This window comes from Prevotella vespertina (assembly GCF_009728485.1).
GTDB lineage: Bacteria > Bacteroidota > Bacteroidia > Bacteroidales > Bacteroidaceae > Prevotella > Prevotella vespertina.
Map to the genome: position 1 here is coordinate 94268 of NZ_VVIQ01000008.1, position 20792 is coordinate 115059.

Annotated in this window: 17 protein-coding genes; 5 read left to right on the plus strand and 12 right to left on the minus strand. The window is 41.6% G+C overall.

The features are described from left to right. Positions 1–289 precede the first annotated feature (289 nt). Positions 290–2452, minus strand: a complete 2163-nt coding sequence (locus F0475_RS08335) for an elongation factor G (RefSeq protein WP_155716278.1) — start codon at positions 2450–2452, stop codon at positions 290–292. A 205-nt stretch (positions 2453–2657) separates the two neighbouring features. Here F0475_RS08335 and hemW point away from each other — a divergent pair, with 205 nt between their 5' ends. Together hemW and F0475_RS08345 are read left to right on the plus strand one after the other, a co-directional pair. Further along, on the plus strand, positions 2658–3884 hold the full coding sequence (gene hemW / locus F0475_RS08340) for a radical SAM family heme chaperone HemW (RefSeq protein ID WP_155716279.1): 1227 nt from the start codon (positions 2658–2660) through the stop codon (positions 3882–3884). A gap of 23 nt (positions 3885–3907) precedes the next feature. Continuing rightward, positions 3908–4234, plus strand: a complete 327-nt coding sequence (locus tag F0475_RS08345; RefSeq protein ID WP_155716280.1) for a Fis family transcriptional regulator — start codon at positions 3908–3910, stop codon at positions 4232–4234. Between the two features lie 98 nt (positions 4235–4332). Here the strand turns inward: F0475_RS08345 and F0475_RS08350 are convergent, their stop codons facing one another. Continuing rightward, positions 4333–5553: a uracil-xanthine permease family protein gene (locus tag F0475_RS08350; protein WP_155716281.1), complete on the minus strand. Its 1221-nt coding sequence runs from the start codon at positions 5551–5553 to the stop codon at positions 4333–4335. Between the two features lie 206 nt (positions 5554–5759). Between F0475_RS08350 and F0475_RS08355 the strand changes: the two genes are divergently transcribed. After that, on the plus strand, positions 5760–7052 hold the full coding sequence (locus F0475_RS08355; protein ID WP_155716282.1) for a serpin family protein: 1293 nt from the start codon (positions 5760–5762) through the stop codon (positions 7050–7052). An 89-nt stretch (positions 7053–7141) separates the two neighbouring features. Next, positions 7142–7579, plus strand: coding sequence for a DUF6078 family protein (locus F0475_RS08360; protein ID WP_155716283.1), 438 nt, complete (start codon positions 7142–7144; stop codon positions 7577–7579). A gap of 204 nt (positions 7580–7783) precedes the next feature. Here F0475_RS08360 and F0475_RS08365 read toward each other — a convergent pair whose 3' ends face one another. From F0475_RS08365 to F0475_RS08380, 4 genes are all read right to left on the minus strand, one after another. Next, positions 7784–9364 carry a hypothetical protein gene (locus tag F0475_RS08365; RefSeq protein WP_155716284.1) on the minus strand — a complete coding sequence of 527 codons (1581 nt, stop codon included), beginning with the start codon at positions 9362–9364 and terminating at the stop codon, positions 7784–7786. Between the two features lie 45 nt (positions 9365–9409). After that, positions 9410–9613: a hypothetical protein gene (locus F0475_RS08370; RefSeq protein ID WP_155716285.1), complete on the minus strand. Its 204-nt coding sequence runs from the start codon at positions 9611–9613 to the stop codon at positions 9410–9412. Between the two features lie 192 nt (positions 9614–9805). Continuing rightward, entirely contained in the window at positions 9806–10816 is a 1011-nt protein-coding gene (locus F0475_RS08375; RefSeq protein ID WP_155716303.1) for an iron ABC transporter permease, read from the minus strand. Then, positions 10816–11922, minus strand: coding sequence for an ABC transporter substrate-binding protein (locus F0475_RS08380; RefSeq protein ID WP_155716286.1), 1107 nt, complete (start codon positions 11920–11922; stop codon positions 10816–10818). The genes F0475_RS08375 and F0475_RS08380 overlap by 1 nt, the downstream gene beginning before the upstream one ends. 126 nt (positions 11923–12048) lie before the next feature. Here F0475_RS08380 and F0475_RS08385 point away from each other — a divergent pair, with 126 nt between their 5' ends. Continuing rightward, positions 12049–13515 (plus strand): SLC13 family permease, encoded by a 1467-nt coding sequence (locus F0475_RS08385; RefSeq protein ID WP_155716287.1) that lies wholly within the window; start codon positions 12049–12051, stop codon positions 13513–13515. Between the two features lie 664 nt (positions 13516–14179). Here the strand turns inward: F0475_RS08385 and F0475_RS08390 are convergent. From F0475_RS08390 to F0475_RS08415, 6 genes are all read right to left on the minus strand, one after another. Continuing rightward, positions 14180–14650 carry an HU family DNA-binding protein gene (locus tag F0475_RS08390; protein WP_155716288.1) on the minus strand — a complete coding sequence of 157 codons (471 nt, stop codon included), beginning with the start codon at positions 14648–14650 and terminating at the stop codon, positions 14180–14182. A 223-nt stretch (positions 14651–14873) separates the two neighbouring features. Beyond that, the gene (locus F0475_RS08395) at positions 14874–16457 is read right to left on the minus strand and encodes a hypothetical protein (protein WP_155716289.1); all 1584 of its coding nucleotides are present in this window, start codon (positions 16455–16457) and stop codon (positions 14874–14876) included. Positions 16458–16490: 33 nt separating this feature from the next. Then, a complete protein-coding gene (locus F0475_RS08400) occupies positions 16491–16697 on the minus strand; it encodes a hypothetical protein (RefSeq protein WP_317163211.1) in 207 nt (68 codons plus the stop codon). Positions 16698–17134: 437 nt separating this feature from the next. Beyond that, a complete protein-coding gene (gene fmt, locus F0475_RS08405; RefSeq protein ID WP_155716291.1) occupies positions 17135–18148 on the minus strand; it encodes a methionyl-tRNA formyltransferase in 1014 nt (337 codons plus the stop codon). A gap of 54 nt (positions 18149–18202) precedes the next feature. Then, positions 18203–19999 (minus strand): chloride channel protein, encoded by a 1797-nt coding sequence (locus F0475_RS08410; protein WP_155716292.1) that lies wholly within the window; start codon positions 19997–19999, stop codon positions 18203–18205. Positions 20000–20011: 12 nt separating this feature from the next. Beyond that, positions 20012–20581: an L-threonylcarbamoyladenylate synthase gene (locus F0475_RS08415; protein ID WP_155716293.1), complete on the minus strand. Its 570-nt coding sequence runs from the start codon at positions 20579–20581 to the stop codon at positions 20012–20014. Positions 20582–20792 lie beyond the last annotated feature (211 nt).

Sequence of the window (20792 nt, forward strand, 5' to 3'; positions counted from 1 at the left end):
TTAGCCTAGATTTAAATATAGGAATACTTCACCTTAAACGTCAATTAATCTCTAACTTAAACGCCAATTAAACTTTAAGTTAAACGATGAATATACTTTAAGTTAAACGATAGTTGTACTTTAAGTTAGAGGTTAATTGTACTTTAACTTAGACTTTAATTAAACATAAACTTAAAGTGAAACAAAGTAGAATTAGGACATAAAGAAAGGGGCACGTTACAATCTTATCAAGATAAAATAAGAACGAACGCGCCCCACAAGGAAGATGACTATTAACTAAAAAAATAAACTATTCTTCTTCATCCTTTACTTCAGCTTCATGCTCTGCAATTAACTTCTGCTGTAAATCATTAGGAACAAGCTCATAACTAGCAAACTTAGTTGTGAAGCTAGCTCTACCACCAGTGAGGGAGCTGAGAGAAATACTATAGTTAGCAAGCTCTTTTAGAGGAATCTTGGCTTGTAACTTCTGATAGCCTGCTTCTGAATCCATACCCATAATCATGGCACGACGTCCTTGTAAATCGCTCATAACATCGCCCATATAGTCACCTGGTACGTAAACCTCCAAGTCATAAATAGGTTCAAGAATCTTTGGACCTGCAGCTTTGAAGGCATCAGAGAAAGCATGGCGAGCAGCCAAAGTGAAAGAAAGTTCGTTAGAGTCAACTGGGTGCATCTTACCATCATAGACAATCACACGAACATCACGCGCATAACTACCAGTCAGAGGTCCACGCTCCATACAGTCCATGACACCTTTCAATATAGCTGGCATGAATCGAGCATCAATAGCACCACCGACAACAGAGTTGATGAACACAAGCTTACCACCCCAAGGAAGAGTGCGTTCTTCACAACCTTTAATATTCATCTTAAACTCTTGTCCGTTGAACTTATAGGTTGTTGGAGCAGGCATACCTTCAGCGTATGGCTCAACAATCAAATGAACCTCGCCAAACTGACCAGCACCACCACTTTGCTTCTTATGACGATACTCTGCCTTTGCTTGCTTAGTTATCGTTTCACGATAGGGAATCTTAGGCTCTTTAAAGGTTACCTGTAGCTTTTCATTGTTCTCTAAACGCCATTTCAAAGTACGAAGATGGAACTCTCCCTGTCCATGTACAATTGTTTGTTTCAACTCCTTACTTTGCTCCACAACCCACGTCGGATCCTCTTGACGCATCTTTAGTAATGCTGCCATGAGCTTCTCCGTTTCTTGTGAACTCTTAGCCTCGATAGCCCTTGAGTATTTTGAATTAGGATATTTAATGAAGTCGAAACGCTGATCAGTACCCTTACCATTGAGCGTGTTACCTGTCTTAACATCCTTCAACTTCACCATACAACCCAAATCACCTGCATTCAGCACGTCAACAGGAATACGGTTAGCACCTGCACAAGCATAAAGCTGTCCAACACGCTCTTTTGAACCACGATCAGAGTTAGTAAGATCATCACCTGTCTTCACACTACCACTCATCACCTTAAAGTAACTTACTTCACCAATATGTGGTTCCATACCCGTCTTGAAGAAATAGAGTGATTCTGCGCCCTTAGAATCAGGAGCGACCTCTTCTCCACGTGTGTTATGCAGCTTAGGCATTTCGTCAACGAACGGAACGACATTACCTAAGAACTCCATCAATCGACGAACACCCATACTCTTACCAGCACATACACAGAAGACTGGGAAGATAGAACGTGTAACAAGACCTTTACGAATACCCTCGCGCAACTCGTCTTCTGAAAGTGTCTCTTCTTCAAAGAACTTCTCCATCAGTCCTTCATCGTTCTCTGCTGCATCCTCAACAAGTGCTTTATGAAGTTCCATAGCCTTATCCAGCTGGTCAGCAGGAATGTCCTCAATGACTGGTTCTCCACCTTCAGGCTTCCAGCTATACTTCTTCATCAACAGAACATCTATCAGACTATTGAAACCGGGACCTGTTTCTAATGGATATTGTACAGGAACACACTTTGAGCCATAGATCTCTTGCATATTTGCAATAAGATTATCAAAGTCGCACTTATCAGAATCAAGTTGATTAACCAAGAAGATTACAGGTTTCTTGAGTTTCTCTGTATAACGGAAGTTATTCTGTGTACCAACCTCCGGACCATACTGACCATTAATAAGTATGACGGCTTCATCAGTTACATTAAGAGCGGTTATTGCACCACCAATGAAGTCATCGCTACCTGGACAGTCAATGATATTCAGCTTCTTATTATTCCATTCTACATGGAATACCGTTGGAAACACCGAGTAACCATACTCCTGCTCAACAGGAAAGTAATCGCTAACTGTATTCTTAGCTTCAACTGAACCGCGACGCTTAATAACGCCGGCTTCGAATAACATACTTTCGGCAAGAGTAGTCTTGCCGCTACCCGCACTGCCAACTAAGGCAATGTTCTTAATCTCGTTTGTCTGATATACTCTCATATCTGATAGATTTAAGCTGTTAGTAATAATTTATTCGTTTCAAAGAGGACAAGTATTAACTCATCCATTCAGCGGTCTAAGTTAGACATTTCCAATGAGAACACCAAAGTTTCTCACTAAAAAAGCAAATTCTTTTAAAACTTATTAGTACATTTGCATTAGTTCTTATTAGTCATACATTAATATATACGAACAAACACCTATCATGTTAGGATTGTACATTCACATACCTTTTTGTGCCAGTCGCTGCATTTATTGCGGCTTCTATTCTACTGTGCCAGCCAAGAAGAAGGACGAAAGACTTTCTATGGAAGAACAGTATGTGAACGCTATCTGCCATGAGATGGAAATGCGTGCGGAGAAAGACTATGAAACGTTTGGTGGGAGGACGACTGGTTTGACAAGTATATACTTGGGCGGTGGTACTCCCTCACAGCTTTCCTTTGAAAGCCTAAAGAAGATATTCCAAACGATAGATAAGGTATATCACATTGGTTTAAAATGGGATATAGAGAACAACAGCTGCACCACTACTCTGCCTATCGAAGTCACTATGGAGTGTAATCCAGATGATGTAACGGAAGAGTTTGCACAGAACTTGCATTCCCTTCCTATCAATCGTATCTCTATGGGAGCGCAGACTTTCTCTGATGAACGTCTGCGTTTCCTACATCGTAGACATACAGCTGACGAGGTAGAAACTGCTGTCAAGCATCTTAGAAGTGTAAACATCAAGAACATATCAGTAGACCTTATGTTTGGCTTTCCCAATGAGACACTTGAAGAATGGAAAGAAGACATTGATCGACTGCTTGCTTTAGACATTGAACATATCTCTGCTTATAGTCTTATGTACGAAGAAGGGACTCCCCTCTATCGCCTTCTTCAAGCGGGAAAGGTCAAGGAGATGGACGATGAACTTTATCGTCAGATGTACAATACACTCATCGACCGCTTAGCTGAAGCAGGTTATGAGCAATATGAGATTAGTAACTTTGCCAAGCTCAAATCACAAAGTTCAAACCTCAAAGTTCAAAGCCCCTATCGTTCTCAACACAATAGTTCTTATTGGCACAATGTACCTTATATAGGTATCGGTGCTGCAGCCCATTCCTACAACAATGGTAAGAGAAGTTGGAACGTAGCAGACACTAAAGCTTATATCGCTGCTATCCAAGAAAACAAGCTTCCTTGCGAAGAGGAAATAATTGATGCAGACACACATTACAATGATATGATAATGACTGCCCTCCGTACGTGTGAAGGAATAGACCTATCAACGCTCTCTGCTGAATACCGCACTTATCTCATGCGTCTTGCCAAACCTTTACAACAACAAGGTCTATTGAAAGAGGAGAATGGCTGGCTCCACCTTACACGTGAAGGTATCTATGTTAGCGACTCAGTTATGAGCGATTTAATGAAAGTATAAGTATATCATCACCCAACATTCCCATGACCAACGAAGAATTTGAAAAGAAGTGGGCAGAGAACCGCAAAGAGGTTCTTGCTAACAATGAAGAATATCAACGTATTGTCCAAAGCTATAAAAGTTCAGGCTGGATAGACTATATCATCTTCATCGCAGGCTTTGTTATCTGCGAGAACTATACGAAGACTATTGTAAATAGTATCGTACTCCAATATCTCCTTGCACTTGTAGGAATGATTTTAATATGGTTGGGCTATCGCCTTATCAAGAGTTTGTTCAACAGCAAGCAAACATTAGAGGAACTCGAAGAAAAGATTAAGCATCAGTATAGAGACTCAATCTCCAACTGATAAAAACAACAAAACCTCCGACCTTATAGTGCCTGAGAAGCACTCTAAAAGTCGGAGGTTTCGTATATTCAGCTTATCTGACGAATGCCTAGTTAAGCTTATTCTTTCTTTGCAGGCATCTTTTCCTTTGCTGGTGGCAACAGTAGATTTAAGATGACACCGACAACTGCAGAGAGTCCGATACCACTGATTGAGAAACTACCCCACTGCAGCACTGCACCTCCAATACCCATTGTCAACGTAATAGATATAATAATGATATTACGTGTGCGATTGAAGTCAACCTTATGCTGAATGAGGTTCTGAATACCTACGGAAGCGATAGTACCGAAGAGCAATAACATGATACCTCCTAACACGGCTGCAGGAATACTCTGCAAGAGAGCGCTCAACTTACCTATAACCGAGAATACAATAGCTGTTGCAGCAGCAATACGAATTACCTGAGGATGTGTTACCTTAGTAATACTCATCGCTCCCGTTACCTCACTATAGGTTGTCACAGGGGGACCTCCAAAGAAAGAAGCAGCCAAACAAGCCAAGCCATCACCTAACATTGTACGATGCAATCCAGGAGATGCCGTAAAGTCTTTATCAGCAACAGCACTTACTACATAAATATCGCCCACATGCTCTATCACTGGTGCTATCGCCACAGGTATCATATAAAGGAATGGTTCCCATGCAAATTGTGGCAAATGGAAATCTGATAAGGCGGGAGGCAAAGCTAACCATGGTGCTGCCTCAACATGTGAGAAGTCAACAACGCCCAAACAAATAGCGACAATGTAACCTGAAACAATACCACAAATAACGGGTACAAGCTTCATCAGACCACGCCCCATAGACAACACACACACTGCTACTGCCAATGAGACAAATGCCAATAACCAATTTGTCTTTGCCATATCAACTGCTGACGTCGATAAGGACAAGCCTATTAAAATAATAACAGGTCCTATGACAACAGGTGGGAACAATCTGTCTAGCAATTTCTTTCCCTGCCATTTTATTAAGGCTGACATAACAAAATAAACGAGAGAGACTCCTGCTATTCCTGCCAATGTACCGGGCATTCCCCATTGCTTTGAAGCAGCAATGATTGGTGCGATAAAGGCAAATGATGAACCTAAAAAAATAGGAACCTTACCTTTCGTAACCAAATGAAAGATAAAAGTTCCTAGACCTGCTGTGAATAACGCCGTTGCTGGATCAAGCCCAACAAGCAAAGGGACGAGGACAGTAGCACCGAAAGCCACAAAGAGGAATTGTACCCCCACTATAGTTTTGCGCACTGGTGATAGTTTTAAATTATCCATGTATTGATTGATAAATATTAGTTTTCACAAATAGCCAATAGACTAAGTATGGTTTACGTCTGCAAAATTATAAAAAAATGTGCATTATGTAGGAACAATGGAAGAAAAGTTTAAATCTAAGGCTAAAAGCCATGGTAGGAGATCGATAAAAGAATATTTTTCGTACCTTTGAAGTCTTAATTATCTACATTCAATAATATTGCCGTATGACAACAAAACTATTTAATCTCGCTTTTCTATTGCTATTCACTAGCTGTATCAATACCTCTCAAACGGCTAAGACACTTGAGGAAGCTGCCGAGGAAGAAGATATCCCTGACTATACACTTTCAAAGGAAGAATACGAAATCATATCTTCTTCCAACGCTTTCGGACTAAAGCTCTTTCAGCAACTATCCAATAAAGAAGAGGAAAAGAGCATTGTATTCTCACCGACTGCTGTCATCTATTCTCTTAACATGTTAAACAATGGTGCTGCTGGGAATACAAAGCAGGCATTATGCCATGTTCTTGGATATCAAGAAAAGCAACTTGATGATGTCAACAAACTTAATAAGAAGATACTTATAGGTCAAAGGCGAGAGACCTTCTCCAATCTAGGCGCAAGCAATCCAAAGGATAAGGGCTCATCGAATGGGTATATGGTCACAGCTAACTTCATGGCTCTCAATGAAGCAACGGAGCTATTACCCGAATACCAGAAAGCACTTCAAGATTATTACTTCACGAATATCATTGCCTCAGCTAACAAACAACAAGAACGAATACAGGCTGATTCTCTTTGTGCAAAGATAACGAAAGGCGACATCACGACATTGCCCATCGAAGTTTTAACTCCGCACTCTGCACAGATCATCAACGCTGTAGCTCTACGAATCCCATGGAGTAATGAGTTTGTGGGAGAGACCACTAATGGACAAACTTTCTATAAGCAGGATGGTAATCAGACCAAGGTTCACATGATGCACACCTTTGATCAAGACAAGAACTTTCTAGGATACGAAGGAAAGCAATATAAGGTTCTGACCTTAGCCATGCAGAACGGCTTCTTTATGTATGTCGTTCTCCCTAACAAAGGCAAGAAATTGGAAGATATTATCAACGACTTTAAGGATAGCACTCTCTATAACTTAACGAAGCTACATAAGCAATATGACGAGGTGGAGATTGCTCTTCCTAAATTCTCAACATCTATCAAACTCCCTTTGAAAGAGCTATACACCAAAGTTGGACTAGGCATGCTCTTCTCTCAACAAGCAGCAAATTTCAGTCAGATGAGCCCCTCACCCTTATATATAGATAAGGTGTATCAACAGATCAGGCTGGATGTTAACGAGAAAGGAGTAGCTGCAAGAGCCGTTCAATCGACCTCTATGATGACTCTTGGCATAAATACCCACCCCACAAGGTTCACGTTTACAGCAGATCATCCATTCTTCTATTACATTACAGATCAATATGGTAACATTTGCTTCATGGGTAAATTTATGGGCGAATGATTCCCTTACAAACGTAAGTCAGTCAGTTTACATCCATATAGGAACCACTATTATTTACATAACTATTTCTATATTCTATAAAAAACAAAATGGAGACAATAGCATTTAACTTCGATTCCGTCCCATCAACATGGGAAATTTGTTTCAACAAAGATTGCCCACGCAAGGACACTTGTATGCGTTATTTTGTTGGGCAACATCTACCAGAAGACAAAAACATAGGCTTCGCCGTCTTCCCCAATGCGCTACAAAACGGCAAATGCGAGTTTTATGTAGAGAAGAAAGTGATACGTGCAGCATGGGGATTCCATCATCTATTCCTCAATGTCAAGCATGTAGACGACACGCCAATACGCAGAGAAATACAGCAATATCTAGGAAGTCGACCTACTTACTATCGCTATATGAACGGGCAACTCACGCTCACACCAGAGCAACAAGCGGATATTATCGACATATTCCGCTCGTATGGTTACACCGAAAAGTTAAGATTTGACTATTACGTTGACCGCTATTCTTTCGAATAGAATAGTGTATCACTAATCGTATCATAGGCTGAGACAGTGTGTCTCAGACCTATGATACACACAGTCTCAGACCTATGATACACACAGTCTCAAGCCTTGATACACACAGTCTCAAACCTTTGAGACACACTGTTTCAAGCCTTGAGACTCTATGGATATCTGTATTACTATGTTTTACTATGAAATATTAAGTACTCATAAAGCTTATTCAAACGGACGGACAATCATACCGCTGGTAGGAGCGGAATCTTGTAGAGTAGCTGTCTTGTTGTTAATTATTAGAGCATAACTACCCGTTGGATTAGTCGGTATTGCGCTTGAAGACCAGTAATAACCTGTCACACCAGCAGCATTGAATTTATAGTTGTTCCAGCTTGTACTATAATAACCTAAGAGTGGAAGATAGAAATACTGGTCCATCTCTGTGGTAGCAGGGAACGTATTCGAAACTGCTTTTGATAGTCTTTTATAAGTGTTACGCAGGTCGGTTGAAGCGTCATCAGGCTGATGACTATCAGAGAAGCCCGTGATATAAGCTCTCTTCTTAAACCATGTACCCCCTTTATAGAGGTAGCCCATAGTTGACCAAAGCTCATCGGCATCATAGCGTGGGTCACCCTTCATCACATACCATGCCATCTCGTTAGCGTTAGGGAGGGCAGCAAAGTGAGAGGTTGAGGCTTCAAGCGGTCCAGCAGTTGTACGATCAGGAGTGTAACTATCACTTCCTGGCTTTGGATAGTTCGTACTATTGGTTGATAAGAACTTTGTTGGCTGCCATGGGTCAGCACTGTTCCACTCGTGCCCACTCCAATAGTTCGCCTTTGCATCCCACATATAATAGTTGGTACCACCGTAGTCATTGATAGAGAGGTTGGCGGTCACGTCATGAATAGAGCCCGGAACAAAGGTGAGGGTAACATATTTAGTTACAGTGCCATCAATAGATCCCTTCGGATTATCAGCCGTATTGCGAAGCCAGTAACGGATGCGCAGACTATGCCTACCTGGTGCTATCACAGCGTAGGAAGCGTTCTTGCTCATGTCAGCAGACGTATTGTCAATAGCAAATCCACTCCCTGTCGTGAGTGTGATCGTCTTCGAACCACCCGAGGCAAGAGTGAGCGTACCATCAGAAGCAATGTTGTAAACACCTGCTATATTGTCTTCTGATGAAATCTCAATCTTAGTAATCTGACTATGCTGTACGTATATATTACTTGAACGAGGGATGAGACAGATGAAAGAAGCCTTGTGCTCGAGGGTAAACTTATAGTCGCTCCCTACCTTTTGGGCAGTAGCAACACCGCAGTCACCCGACTCACCTGCATGGTCGAAGTTGTTAGGCGCAGTCTGAGTCTGTACCTTCTTTATCTCTACTTGTGGTTGTGAGCCTGTGAGACCTTTATTGGTATAGACAACAGCGTGTGTCGGACTGGTGTAGCTACCAGCAACGGTAAACACGGCATTCGACTTCTTTGAGGCAATAGGGAAGGTGGCTGTTGCACTCTGTCGCCACTGACCAGCATTGTCTTTCACCAATATCTTGTCAGTATTTCTCCATATCACAGAGGCTCCGCTACCCTTGGTATGATTGTAGATAATCGTACGTGTCGGTGCTTCTTCTTGAGAGACACCACTGAAGGTCATGGAGTCCTCCACAACACTATGGCTCTCCTTTGCATTCTGTAGAAGGTCATCATTTGAACAACTCATCGTTACTGCTGCACCTATCAAAGCACAGCCTACCGATGACGATAGTAATCGTAAAGTCTTTATAAACATATATCTCTTGTTCGTTAAGTGTGTTTTACCTTATATATATGAAGTCTATTCGCTCCAATTATGATTTATATTCGACGCATCATCATCGTCCCACAAGAAGGTTTTCTTTGCGTCACCAGCACTTTCTCCAGGGTTGATTCTACCAGCATTACCGCTTGCATTGACCATAAGAGTCTCCGTATAAGTTTTCATCAAATTACATTCGGGCTTAACATATACATTACGCCTTGTAAGTTCTTTCTTCTTCATCAATTAAAATGGATTACTATATTACTCTTTACATCTACGAGCATTTCACATAAAATACCATCGTAGTTTCAGTTCTTGGGTTAATTCCGGTGCAAAGTTAAGAAAAAAAACGAAAGTAACAAACACTATAACAGAATAATAAGATGTTATGGTGTTTATTACTTCCTACTTATATACATCATTATTGGGAACTTATCGACGCTTAATGATCACATAAATGATAACAGGTGCACCGATGAGTGGCGTAACAGCATTAAGGGGAATTATACCTAATTCTCCAGGAAGATAACAGATAAGGTTGCAGAACAAAGCAATTACCGCACCTGTTAGCACTGTTCCTGGAAGGAGGATTTGATGGTTGTCTGTGCGAAATAAGAGTCGAGAGATATGTGGTATAGCTAAACCAATAAACGAGATAGGTCCACAGAAGGCTGTTGTTACGGCTGTCAATAAACCAACTGTCACGAGTAATAGGTTACGTATCTGGCGAATATTGATACCGAGACTTTCAGCATATTGAGTGCCTAAGAGCATAATGTTGAGAGGCTTTATCAAGAATATGGAGGCTATGATACCAACCAAACAGAGCAAAGCGAAGAGCAACATGTGATCCATTGATACACCTCCAAAGTTGCCCATACCCCATACCATATAACTCTTTACCCCTTCTTCTGAAGCAAAGAAATTCAATAACGCCACAGCTGAAGAGGAGACATAGCCCACCATCAGACCAACGATAAGCAATAGAACACTGTTCCTTACCATAGTCGAAAGAAACAGAATAATCATCGTAACGACTATTGCGCCGATGAATGCAGACGTAAGAATAGCAAGGAAACCTGATATGGTAAACAGGGTCGTTGACACACTCCCACCTAAGAATAACATCACGATTGCCACACCTAACCCTGCTCCCGAGCTGATTCCGAAGACATCTGGACCAGCCAAAGGATTACGGAATGCCGTTTGAAGCATTAGACCACAGACTGCCAGCGACGCACCACATAGCATTGCTGTTAAGGCTTGAGGAAGTCGATTCTCCATTACAATATACATCCAACTCTCCTTACCTTCAAACTTATCAAAGAGTATGTCGCAGACATCGGCTAATGGGATTCTCACCGAACCCACTATAAGATTCATGGCAAACAGCATGATTATGCCAGCCACTAGCAATAGGATGATACTGACGTTCCTCTTCATCATTTAAGTTTCTTGTAATAACGCATCGCACCTAAATGCAAGTCGGGATGAAAGAGTTGAATCAAGTCGGATAACAGCCAATCAGGTCGCCAACTGACCTCCTCAAAGTAGGGTGTACTATCCACCTTACAGCCATAAACCTCTCCTGTTTTATAAGGCTTCAACGCTCCATAGCCTTGATACTCCGCCAATAAGGTATTCAAACTGAAGTTTCCATTATAACAGAGAATCCAGAAGTCACTGTCTCCAAACTTATCTAATATCGTCTCAAAGGGCATTGAAAGACTACCGCTATGTTTGTCCTGCGCATAAGCATAAGAACCATTGGCATCCTTATACAATAAGCCCACACTACTCTCTCCACCAGGCAAATACCAAACGGCACCAACTTTCCTATCTGGCAAGACACTTCGCTTCACCTTGCTCTTCTTCGCCTTTGCACTCAAAGCCTTATAGTTCTGCTCTACAACCGCAAACAAGGAGTCTGCTTCATGCTCACGACCATATAACATTCCATAGAACTTCATCCATTCAGCACGCCCTAAGGCTGAACGTTCCATATAATCGGCACACTCAATAATGGGTACGCCAATCTCTTCCAATCGTCCATAACCACCACTATTCTCAAAAGGAGAAAGCAGGATAGCATCGGGCTTTATGTCTATAATATGTTCTACATCGGGCTTCATCGACTCACCACAATTAGCAATCTCTCCCTTCCGTGCTCGCTGTTGAACATCAGGGATAAGCATATACTTCAAATCGGCAACACCCACAATAGCTTTCTGAGCATGTAACATCTCTAGAAGATTCGCATGAGCCGTCGTAAACACAACGCTTCGCTGGATCGGAACATCCACACGTACTCCATCCGAGATATTCTCCGACTCAACATTACGTGGCATGAGATAATATGTTTGTAGGACTGTTCCTTTCTTCCAAGGGTTCAGCAACTTTACAACAACATAACCATCCTTATGCTCCATTGTGATATTCCGAGCATATTTAAACCCTGTCTCCCCTATTTCTTCGTTTGCCTTTTGCTGTCGAAGACTACAAGAAACCAACAATGAGAAACAAAGGACAAGTACTGATAATTGGCGCATAACTTAGAAAATTGATATGCAAAAATACAAAAAATCAAGTATTCTCTTGCCCATTAAGGATATTTTTTATATTTTCGTCCGCGTATTACTAAACAACCTAAAACATTAATCTAAACAACTCGCACCATGGCTGAAGAAAAGTCTAATGCACTTAGTAGCCACGTCGAAACAAAACATGTTTGGCAGCTACTGGCTATTATCATTGTAACAACTATCGTTTGGAACCTTCCAACAAGTGCTTTCGGTATTGATGGGTTAACCATCGTACAACAACGCATCATTGCAATCTTCGTGTTTGCTACCCTATCGTGGCTGACGGAGTGCATCCCTGCGTGGGCAACCTCGCTGAGTATCATGTCTATCATGTGTGTCACCGTTTCGAAGAATTCTTTCGGAATATTCAAAGGTGATGGAGTTGGGGAATTACTCGACTCGGAGGAGATTATGGCATCCTTTGCTGATCCAATCATTATGCTCTTCCTTGCAGGTTTTATCCTAGCGATTGCCGCTTCTAAGTCGGGACTTGACACGCTATTGGCACGTAACCTTATCAAACCTTTCGGTAACAAGAGTGAGAATGTTCTTTTGGGCTTCCTACTTATCACAGGACTCTTCTCTATGTTCATCTCGAACACAGCCACAGCTGCCTTAATGCTTACCTTCCTTACCCCTGTCTTTGCAGCCCTGCCTGCCAATGGCAAAGGACGTATCGCTTTGACGATGTCTATTCCTATTGCTGCCAACCTCGGCGGTATGGGAACACCGATTGGAACACCTCCCAACCTCATCGCACTTAAATATCTCAATGACCCAGCAGGTCTTAACATGAATATCGACTTCATGCACTGGATGGCATTCATGGCTCCACTTGTAATCGTCTTACTCCTTCTTTCATGGAGAATTATCCTCCACTTCTTCCCATTCACACAGAAGACTATACACCTGAAGATTGATGGTGAGGTACACCGTGGATGGCGTATGTGGGTAGTTATCATTACCTTCATTGTCACAATCCTTCTATGGGTAATTCCAAAGAAAATCACTGGTATTGACACCAACACAGTCTCAATGATTCCAATGGCAATCTTCGCTGTCACGGGCGTTATTACCGCAAAAGATATGCAGGAGATTAACTGGAGCGTCATCTGGATGGTTGCTGGAGGTTTCGCCATTGGATTGGGTATGAACGGATCGGGCTTGGCTGATGCCGCTATTGAGAGTATTCCGTTCGGCAATTGGAGTCCTATCATCATCCTTGCCGTATCTGGTTTGATTTGTTACTTCCTCTCTAACTTCATTTCAAACACAGCAACAGCAGCCTTGTTAGTTCCCATCCTCGCTGTTGTCTGCCGTGGTATGGGCGACAAACTCGGTGGTATTGGTGGTACAAGCACAGTCCTTATTGGTATTGCCATTGCAGCATCAACAGCAATGTGTTTACCAATATCAACACCGCCGAACGCCATTGCTTACTCAACAGGCTTAATCGAACAAAAGGATATGCTAAAGGCAGGTCTCACCTGCGGACTCGTTTCCCTCATCTTAGGTTACATCCTACTCTATTTCATTGGCGAAATCCACTTCCTTGGTTAAAAGCATAAGCTCTATTCAGAGCGATTAAAACCAATATTTATAAATGTCTCTCTCACGGCATTATCAAACAATCGTTTGGTAATGCCGTATTCTTATGTTCCTACTTCCCAACTTATATCATTGAAAAATAAGTTCTTCTTCCCTTCTGTCTAAACCCTATGTTACCATCCCCCTATGTTCGTATGTTACCATGTCTTCAAAACCTATGTCATTAAAAAATATGTTCTTCTTCCATTCCGTCTTCAAAACCAGTGCTACTATGTTACTATGGCTTCAAAACTTATGTCATTAAATAATATGTTCTTTTGTCATTATGTCTCTAAAGCCATGTACCTCTGTCTTATACAAAAGCCCCACCCCGTTAGCTTGGGGTGGGGCTGTACCACGGAAGCGAGAGAACCAAATTAATACACTAGTTTTGAAAGACATTAATTTCACAATTAATATAATCGATTGTCTTATTACAGAACGATTGATACCCTGAATCAACCTTAAATGCCCCCGTGGTATAAAAAGAAAGCCCCCTAAAAGAAAGCCTCCCCAAGCCCCTCCAAAGGAGGGGATGTCCTTATTGCATACAGTTTGAAATAGCCAAATATATATGAGCGGACTTAGGGACATCCCCTCCTTCGGAGGGGCTTGGGGAGGCTTTTTGAGGGGGCTTTTACCCTGCCTGTGGTCCTGGGTGGTCTTCACTCCCCTCTCCATTTGGAGAGGGGGCGGGGGTGAGGCCTTCCTTCTCTTTCCACTCCTCCCAATAAATATTATCAGACACCAACGAGCGGGTGGCAACCTTATTGCTCTGCGTGCGCGAAGTTTCAGGAATAAAGCGAACACGCACGTTCTTTATCTGCTTTGCCGTCACTTCTTCCGGCTTCGCGATTCCCTTATCGGCATTGATGGTGTAGTAAAACGTACCAACGCCTTCCAACTTTACCGTGCGACCTTCAGCCATAAATGCAGCCATAACAACACCTAAATCCTTCAACACAGCATACGTATCACCACGACTTACGGTCGAAATCAATGCCAAGCGGTCAGCCACTTGGTCGGTTGTTACAGGTTTTCCTACGGTTATTGCTTCTGGATACCATAGTCCTGTTAGCTTTTTCTTTACTTTCTTAAAAAACGCCATAATATTAATGTTTTAAAGTTGATAAATATGATTTGTAAATTATTTTCTTATTCGAGTCACCCTTGGTATGGGACTGAGGGTACCTAAGTATCATACTTAGGGTACCTGAGTATAATACTTAGACCCCCTAAGTATCATACTTTGGTACCCTATTTATAATCCCTTGATTATCAGCTACTTACAAAGGACCTATTTTTATCCTCTTTTGTCATATTTTTTCGCATTAATCTTCCCCAAAATCTGAGAACTTCTGCGCCCTATATCCGTAGTAGCGGATATAGCCGTTGGTCAACACCGAGGCTTCACCATCAGAGATGCGCAGGACAAACGCACTATGTCCATTAAAAGAATTAGCACTGGACGACCAATAATAGCCGGTTTGTCCAATGCTGCCCAGCCGACCAGAGTAGTAGTCACCAAAAGCAGGCAGGTAGAAATAATTGCCAGCATCGGCAGCGGAAGGAAGGGTGCGAGATGCAGACCAATAATTGTATTTTGCGTTAGTTCGCCAATCGACTCCATCGTATGCAGTGTTAGCGTTGAATCCACTTATGTATGCCTTCTTCTTAAGCCACATTCCACCTTTATATAAGTGACCCATAGTTGTCCACAATTCGTCTCTGTCCCAACGGGGATCACTTGCGGCGTACCACGTCAACTCATTCACGTTTGGAAGGTCTTTACAGGATGCGTGGGTGGCTTTATTACCTGTGCCAGGGGTAAATGCTTCGTTATAGTAACGTGAATCCGTGTTGCTATGGGCATAGTCATTGGAAGTTGTACTACCTGGAAGATTATAGTAAAGTGTTGGCTGGCTACCACCTTTGTTCCATTCGTGCCCCTTCCAATATTGATCCTGTGCATCCCACATATAGTAATGGTCGCCATCGTAGTTCTTTACGTCAAGATTAGCAGTAATGTTGTAATACTTGTTCTGGTCATAGGTAGCTGATGCTAATGTCTTGGTTATAGTTCCCTCGGTACCAGTTGCAACGTCCATCAACCAATAACGTATCTTTAGTGTGTGAGTTCCTGGCTTTATCACTACATAAGCACCATTTGTTGCTGCACTTGTAGCATTATTCGTTAATGGAAATCCGTTAGCGTATGTTCCGCTTCCACCTGTTGAAACGATAATCTGCTTGCGTGTACCTGTACCTATTAATTTGCCAGTTGTTGGGTCAAGGGTGTAAGTACTGGTAATGTCGTTATCTGAATTTACTTCTACTTTTGTCAAATAGCAGTCATGTAAGATAGTGTTACTGGTACGTGGCAAGAAGAGAAGGTAAGCTGCCTTGTGGTCGAGCGTGAAAGCAAAACCATTCTTTGCATTTGACCATGCGGCATCTGCCATTCCGCAATCACCTGATGTACCGAAGTGAGCAGTAGTGTTTGGCTCTGCCTGTCTCTGGTTTGCAACAATTGTAACTAGATTCTGATAGCCATTCTTACCAGGATAATAAACCTTATAGGTGGTAGTCTTTGTAAACTTACCAGGTACTTCAAACTTAAAGCTGGCTGTCTTTTCTGTTGGAGCATTGCGACTTTGCCGCCATGTACCGTTATCATCCTTTACCCAAATCTTATCGCCTGCCTCCCAATAGAAAGTACCATTGCTTTCCATGGATGTGCGAGTTGTGGGGTCACCTGTTGAGAAGATGGTAAAGTTCTTATTGTTATCTGTGCCATTAGGATTTTGTGCTATTTCCTCATTGGCGCAAGAAGCAAAAGCCAAGGCAATGCCGAACACAAGTGCCAAAGACTTTAGTCGTGATGCGAATGAATATTGTTTCATTGTTTTCTTCATTGTTACTTTGTTTTTTTAGTTAATAACTCTCTGTTAGTCTTCCCACATTGGATTTTCTCCCTCGCCTTCACCTTCAGACATCCAATTAGGAGCCTTCTTGGCATCTCCATACGTTCCACCTGATTGTGCTGGATTATGCTGACCTGGCATAGACGCATCCATCAAATAAGTGGCTTCGTTGACTTGAATTATCATACACGCTGGTGCAGAATAACTCTTCTTTACTTGCTTTTTTCTCATTACTTCATTGATTAAAATAGTTGTTATTTCGTTCTTATTTTGCTCTAAATCGAGTTCGCAAAAGGGCATAAAAAAGCGAACAAAGGAAACTCCTAGAAGTCCTTTGTTTACAGGGGTTACGGCACGCTTCGCGCGCGCGTATGCGAGAAGAAAAAATGTGTTATTAGACGCTAGGTGCGCATATTGTGTGTGTGTGTGTGTGTGTGTGTGTTAGCAAATTATTTGGATTGACCAAAGATAAAGTGCAAAAAGATGCAAAGAATTCGATAATTCTTTGCAGTACTTCGTTCACTTGATATGTCATTGCTAATTGTTTCACGGCGGCAAAGGTAAGAAGATAAAATGAAATGAGCAAGGAAAAAAAGAAAAAAAGCCTCCTTCACTCTCAAGAGAGGAAGGAAGGCTCTTTCATTTCCTTACCATTTAGTTCACAAAAACTATACGAAATGATAATCTGTAATAGCCTTAAAGCCATTAAGAAAAGAGGCTGCATCCATACGTTTCTTTCCAGATAATTGAATATCCAGAAGCTCAAGCAAGTTATCTGTCGTATTCACATATAGGCGATTCTTCTCAACAACAAGGTTACCAACTGCGCCTGTGGCTACACGATTCGTCTTTGATGTTTTATAGACTTTCATAACCAATGGTTTGCTCTCAGAACCATCATTCAAGACTAACGAACTCCATGCGCCAGGATAAGGACTAAGTCCACGAACAAAATCATAAACAGTCTTTGCTGGTTGACACCAATTTATCTCGCAGGTTTCTTTAAATATCTTCGGTGCACTCTTGAGTTCGATATTCTCTTGCTCTTGGGGTACACTAATCTCGTCTAAGACATGAGAGAAATCAACATCTAAGTTATCTTCTGGCAACTTAGAGGCTATGAGATGAATCGTGTCTATTGCAATTGTTGCCCCTAAGTGCATTAAACCATCATAAACATATTCAACATCAGCCGTATCAGGGATGTCGAATGGCTTTTGCATAATAATCCTACCCGTGTCAATGTCTTTATCAAGGAAGAAAGTAGTAACACCCGTTTGCGTCTCTCCATTGATTACTGCCCAATTAATAGGCGCAGCACCCCGATATTGAGGCAATAGAGCCGCATGAACATTGAAAGTTCCCAAACGAGGCATTGCCCAAACAACCTCTGGTAACATACGAAAGGCAACAACAACTTGTAAGTCCGCATGATAAGAACGAAGTTCCTCGATAAACTCAGGATCCTTCATCTTCACTGGTTGAAGTACTGGTAAGCCTTTTTCTAAAGCATACTGCTTAACAGCAGAAGGTTGCAGCTTATCTTGATGCCGCCCAACAGGTTTATCAGGTTGAGTAACGACGGCTACTACATTATAATCGTTTTCCACTAAAGCCTTTAAGGACTCCACCGCAAACTCGGGGGTACCCATAAAGATGATGCGTATATCTTTACTATTCATTCTTTAAGATTTTACAATTAAGGATGCGGAATAAAATGAGAGTAAGAGCAAGACTTACTCGGCACTAAAATCTGCAACGAACTGACGATACATACTATACAATCGTATTCGTGAGATATATCCTACCAAATGACCATCTAAACCAACCACTGGTAAATACTGCGCCCCAGTACTATCAAACGTCTTCATCACATCTTCCATAGGGTCATTAACACCTAATGTAGCTGCTGGAGCTGTCATAAGTTGACTCACATGAAATCGATGATAAAGCTCTGTACGGAAAATGATATGGCGAAGTTTGGTAATATCTATCTCGCCCATAAGACAGCCACTTTCATTGAGAACTGGGATATAATCATTGCGGCTCGAACTAAGGGCATGAACGAGTTGCCCCATTTCCATATCAGGAGCAACAGAGGTAAAATCACGGTCAATAATCTTATCCATTGTCATCAATGTAAGGATAGACTTGTCTGTGTGATGCGTGAGTAATTTACCTTGTTTGGCTAATCGGACAGCATAGATACTATGGTGCTCGAAAATATTAATCGTCAGATAAGAGCAGATGGTTACTATAATTAAAGGTATAAAAAGCTGATACCCACCTGTCAATTCTGCAATCAAGAATATTCCTGTCAAGGGCGCATGCATGACAGCTGCCATGACTGCAGCCATTCCATAGAGCGTAAAATTCTTCTCTGGAACATAAACACCTAACTGTTGGATATTCCAAAGACGAGCAAAGAAGAATCCGCCAAAACCTCCAATGAATAGTGCTGGAGCAAAAGTTCCACCACATCCACCTGCACCATTTGTAGCACTAGTAGCAAAAACCTTTGTAAGCATAACGAAACCAACATAGAGTACAAGTAAATTCGTTTGACCAGCAAACATAGAACCGCTCATAACTTGCATCCAGTCAGCCTCAGTCTTCCCCTCAATAAATAGCCCTAAGCTATTATAGCCTTCACCATAGAGAGAAGGGAAAAGGAAGATGAGAGAGGATAGTACTAAGCCACCAACAAGTAGCTTTAGATAAGGATACTTAGAAAGTTTGCCGTAACCATTTTCGCACCACGACATAAGACGCATGAAATAAAGCGAAATAAAGCCACAAGCAATACCAAGGAGTATCGTAGGCGGTACACGTTCAAGACTCCAAAGATAATCCATTTGGAAGTGGTACATCGGAGATCCACCTGTGAAGAAGTAAGAAAAGCATGTTGCTGTTACTGAGGAAATAAGTATTGGTAACAAAGAGGCCATGGTAAGATCTACCATCAATACTTCTAGCGTAAAGACTAACCCTGCAATAGGAGCCTTAAAGATACCAGATACTGCAGCTGTCGCCCCACATCCCACAAGGAGCATGAGTGTACGATTGTCTAGATGAAAAATGCGTCCTAAGTTACTTCCAATAGCGGAACCCGTCAATACGATAGGAGCCTCAGCTCCAACAGAACCACCAAACCCGATTGTAATGGCAGATGCAACGATAGAAGACCATGTATTATGCGCTTTCAATCGAGATTGCTTCGTGGAAATAGCATACAGAACACGCGTAATACCATGGGAGATATTATCACGAACTATGTATTTGACAAATAAACTCGTAAGCCAAATACCGATAACAGGATAAAGCAGATAGAGCCAATTGATTGTCATCACATGGAAGCCTGAAGTAACAAGTTCCTCTATCTGACCAATAATAATATGGAGAATATAAGCAGCTAAAGAGGCAAGAAAACCAATAGCGAATGCTAGCACTAAAACTAACTCACGATCAGATACATGCTTTTGACGCCAAACATCAAATCGAGAGAGAAAGCCTAATTTAGCCGATACTTCCATCTATACGTTTACTTATTTTCTAATAATTTTCACCTCACCATCAACACTCAACTTTATAATACTAGAAGGTGTATGGGGCTTATGTTCTTGACGACGAGACTGACAGACATAGTCTACACCATCAAGTATCTCTTGAGAAATATCGCAATAGTTCTGAGCTGCAAGCTCACCGCTAATATTAGCGGATGTGCTCACAATAGCTTTTTGGAATCGATAACATAATTCACGAGAGAAGGGTTCCTTTGTGATTCGAATGCCAATAGAACCATCTTCTGCTATCAAATTAGGTGCAAGGTTCACTGCGCCATCTAGAATTAATGTTGTTGGTTTCTCTACAGCATCAATTAGTTGCCAAGCAACATCAGGGACATTATGAACATAACGTTGTAGACGATTATCAGAATCAACCAAACAGATTAGTGCTTTAGAATCGTCTCTACGTTTCAATGAATAGACTTTTGCAACAGCTTCTGCATTGGTAGCATCACAACCAATTCCCCATACAGTATCTGTCGGATAAAGTATGATTCCGCCTTGTTTCATCACTTCAATAGCTTTTTTGATATCGTCTTCCTGATTCATTTGTTGCTTTAATTAATTATAGATTAACTTTATTCCGAGTCGCAAAGATATAGTAAAAAAGTGAGAACACAAAATAAAACAACAAAAAAGGCTAACGCTATTAAGATAGGGACTCCAGAGTATGATATTATCTCAAGAATCACATCTAATATTAACGTTAACCTTTTCTTTTAGCTTGAGAGAACTTAATTTAAAAAAGAAGCAACTATAG

Excerpts from the sequence above, each read along its gene's own strand:
- F0475_RS08380 (WP_155716286.1), bottom strand. The coding sequence starts at position 11,922 with ATGCGCCAATTATCAGTACTTGTCCTTTGTTTCTCATTGTTGGTTTCT.
- F0475_RS08410 (WP_155716292.1), bottom strand. The coding sequence starts at position 19,999 with ATGGAAGTATCGGCTAAATTAGGCTTTCTCTCTCGATTTGATGTTTGG.
- F0475_RS08345 (WP_155716280.1), top strand. The coding sequence starts at position 3,908 with ATGACCAACGAAGAATTTGAAAAGAAGTGGGCAGAGAACCGCAAAGAG.
- F0475_RS08390 (WP_155716288.1), bottom strand. The coding sequence starts at position 14,650 with ATGGCGTTTTTTAAGAAAGTAAAGAAAAAGCTAACAGGACTATGGTAT.
- F0475_RS08355 (WP_155716282.1), top strand. The coding sequence starts at position 5,760 with ATGACAACAAAACTATTTAATCTCGCTTTTCTATTGCTATTCACTAGC.
- F0475_RS08365 (WP_155716284.1), bottom strand. The coding sequence starts at position 9,364 with ATGTTTATAAAGACTTTACGATTACTATCGTCATCGGTAGGCTGTGCT.
- F0475_RS08400 (WP_317163211.1), bottom strand. The coding sequence starts at position 16,697 with ATGAGAAAAAAGCAAGTAAAGAAGAGTTATTCTGCACCAGCGTGTATG.
- F0475_RS08360 (WP_155716283.1), top strand. The coding sequence starts at position 7,142 with ATGGAGACAATAGCATTTAACTTCGATTCCGTCCCATCAACATGGGAA.
- F0475_RS08395 (WP_155716289.1), bottom strand. The coding sequence starts at position 16,457 with ATGAAGAAAACAATGAAACAATATTCATTCGCATCACGACTAAAGTCT.
- fmt (WP_155716291.1), bottom strand. The coding sequence starts at position 18,148 with ATGAATAGTAAAGATATACGCATCATCTTTATGGGTACCCCCGAGTTT.
- F0475_RS08375 (WP_155716303.1), bottom strand. The coding sequence starts at position 10,816 with ATGAAGAGGAACGTCAGTATCATCCTATTGCTAGTGGCTGGCATAATC.
- F0475_RS08350 (WP_155716281.1), bottom strand. The coding sequence starts at position 5,553 with ATGGATAATTTAAAACTATCACCAGTGCGCAAAACTATAGTGGGGGTA.
- F0475_RS08335 (WP_155716278.1), bottom strand. The coding sequence starts at position 2,452 with ATGAGAGTATATCAGACAAACGAGATTAAGAACATTGCCTTAGTTGGC.
- F0475_RS08385 (WP_155716287.1), top strand. The coding sequence starts at position 12,049 with ATGGCTGAAGAAAAGTCTAATGCACTTAGTAGCCACGTCGAAACAAAA.
- hemW (WP_155716279.1), top strand. The coding sequence starts at position 2,658 with ATGTTAGGATTGTACATTCACATACCTTTTTGTGCCAGTCGCTGCATT.
- F0475_RS08415 (WP_155716293.1), bottom strand. The coding sequence starts at position 20,581 with ATGAATCAGGAAGACGATATCAAAAAAGCTATTGAAGTGATGAAACAA.
- F0475_RS08370 (WP_155716285.1), bottom strand. The coding sequence starts at position 9,613 with ATGAAGAAGAAAGAACTTACAAGGCGTAATGTATATGTTAAGCCCGAA.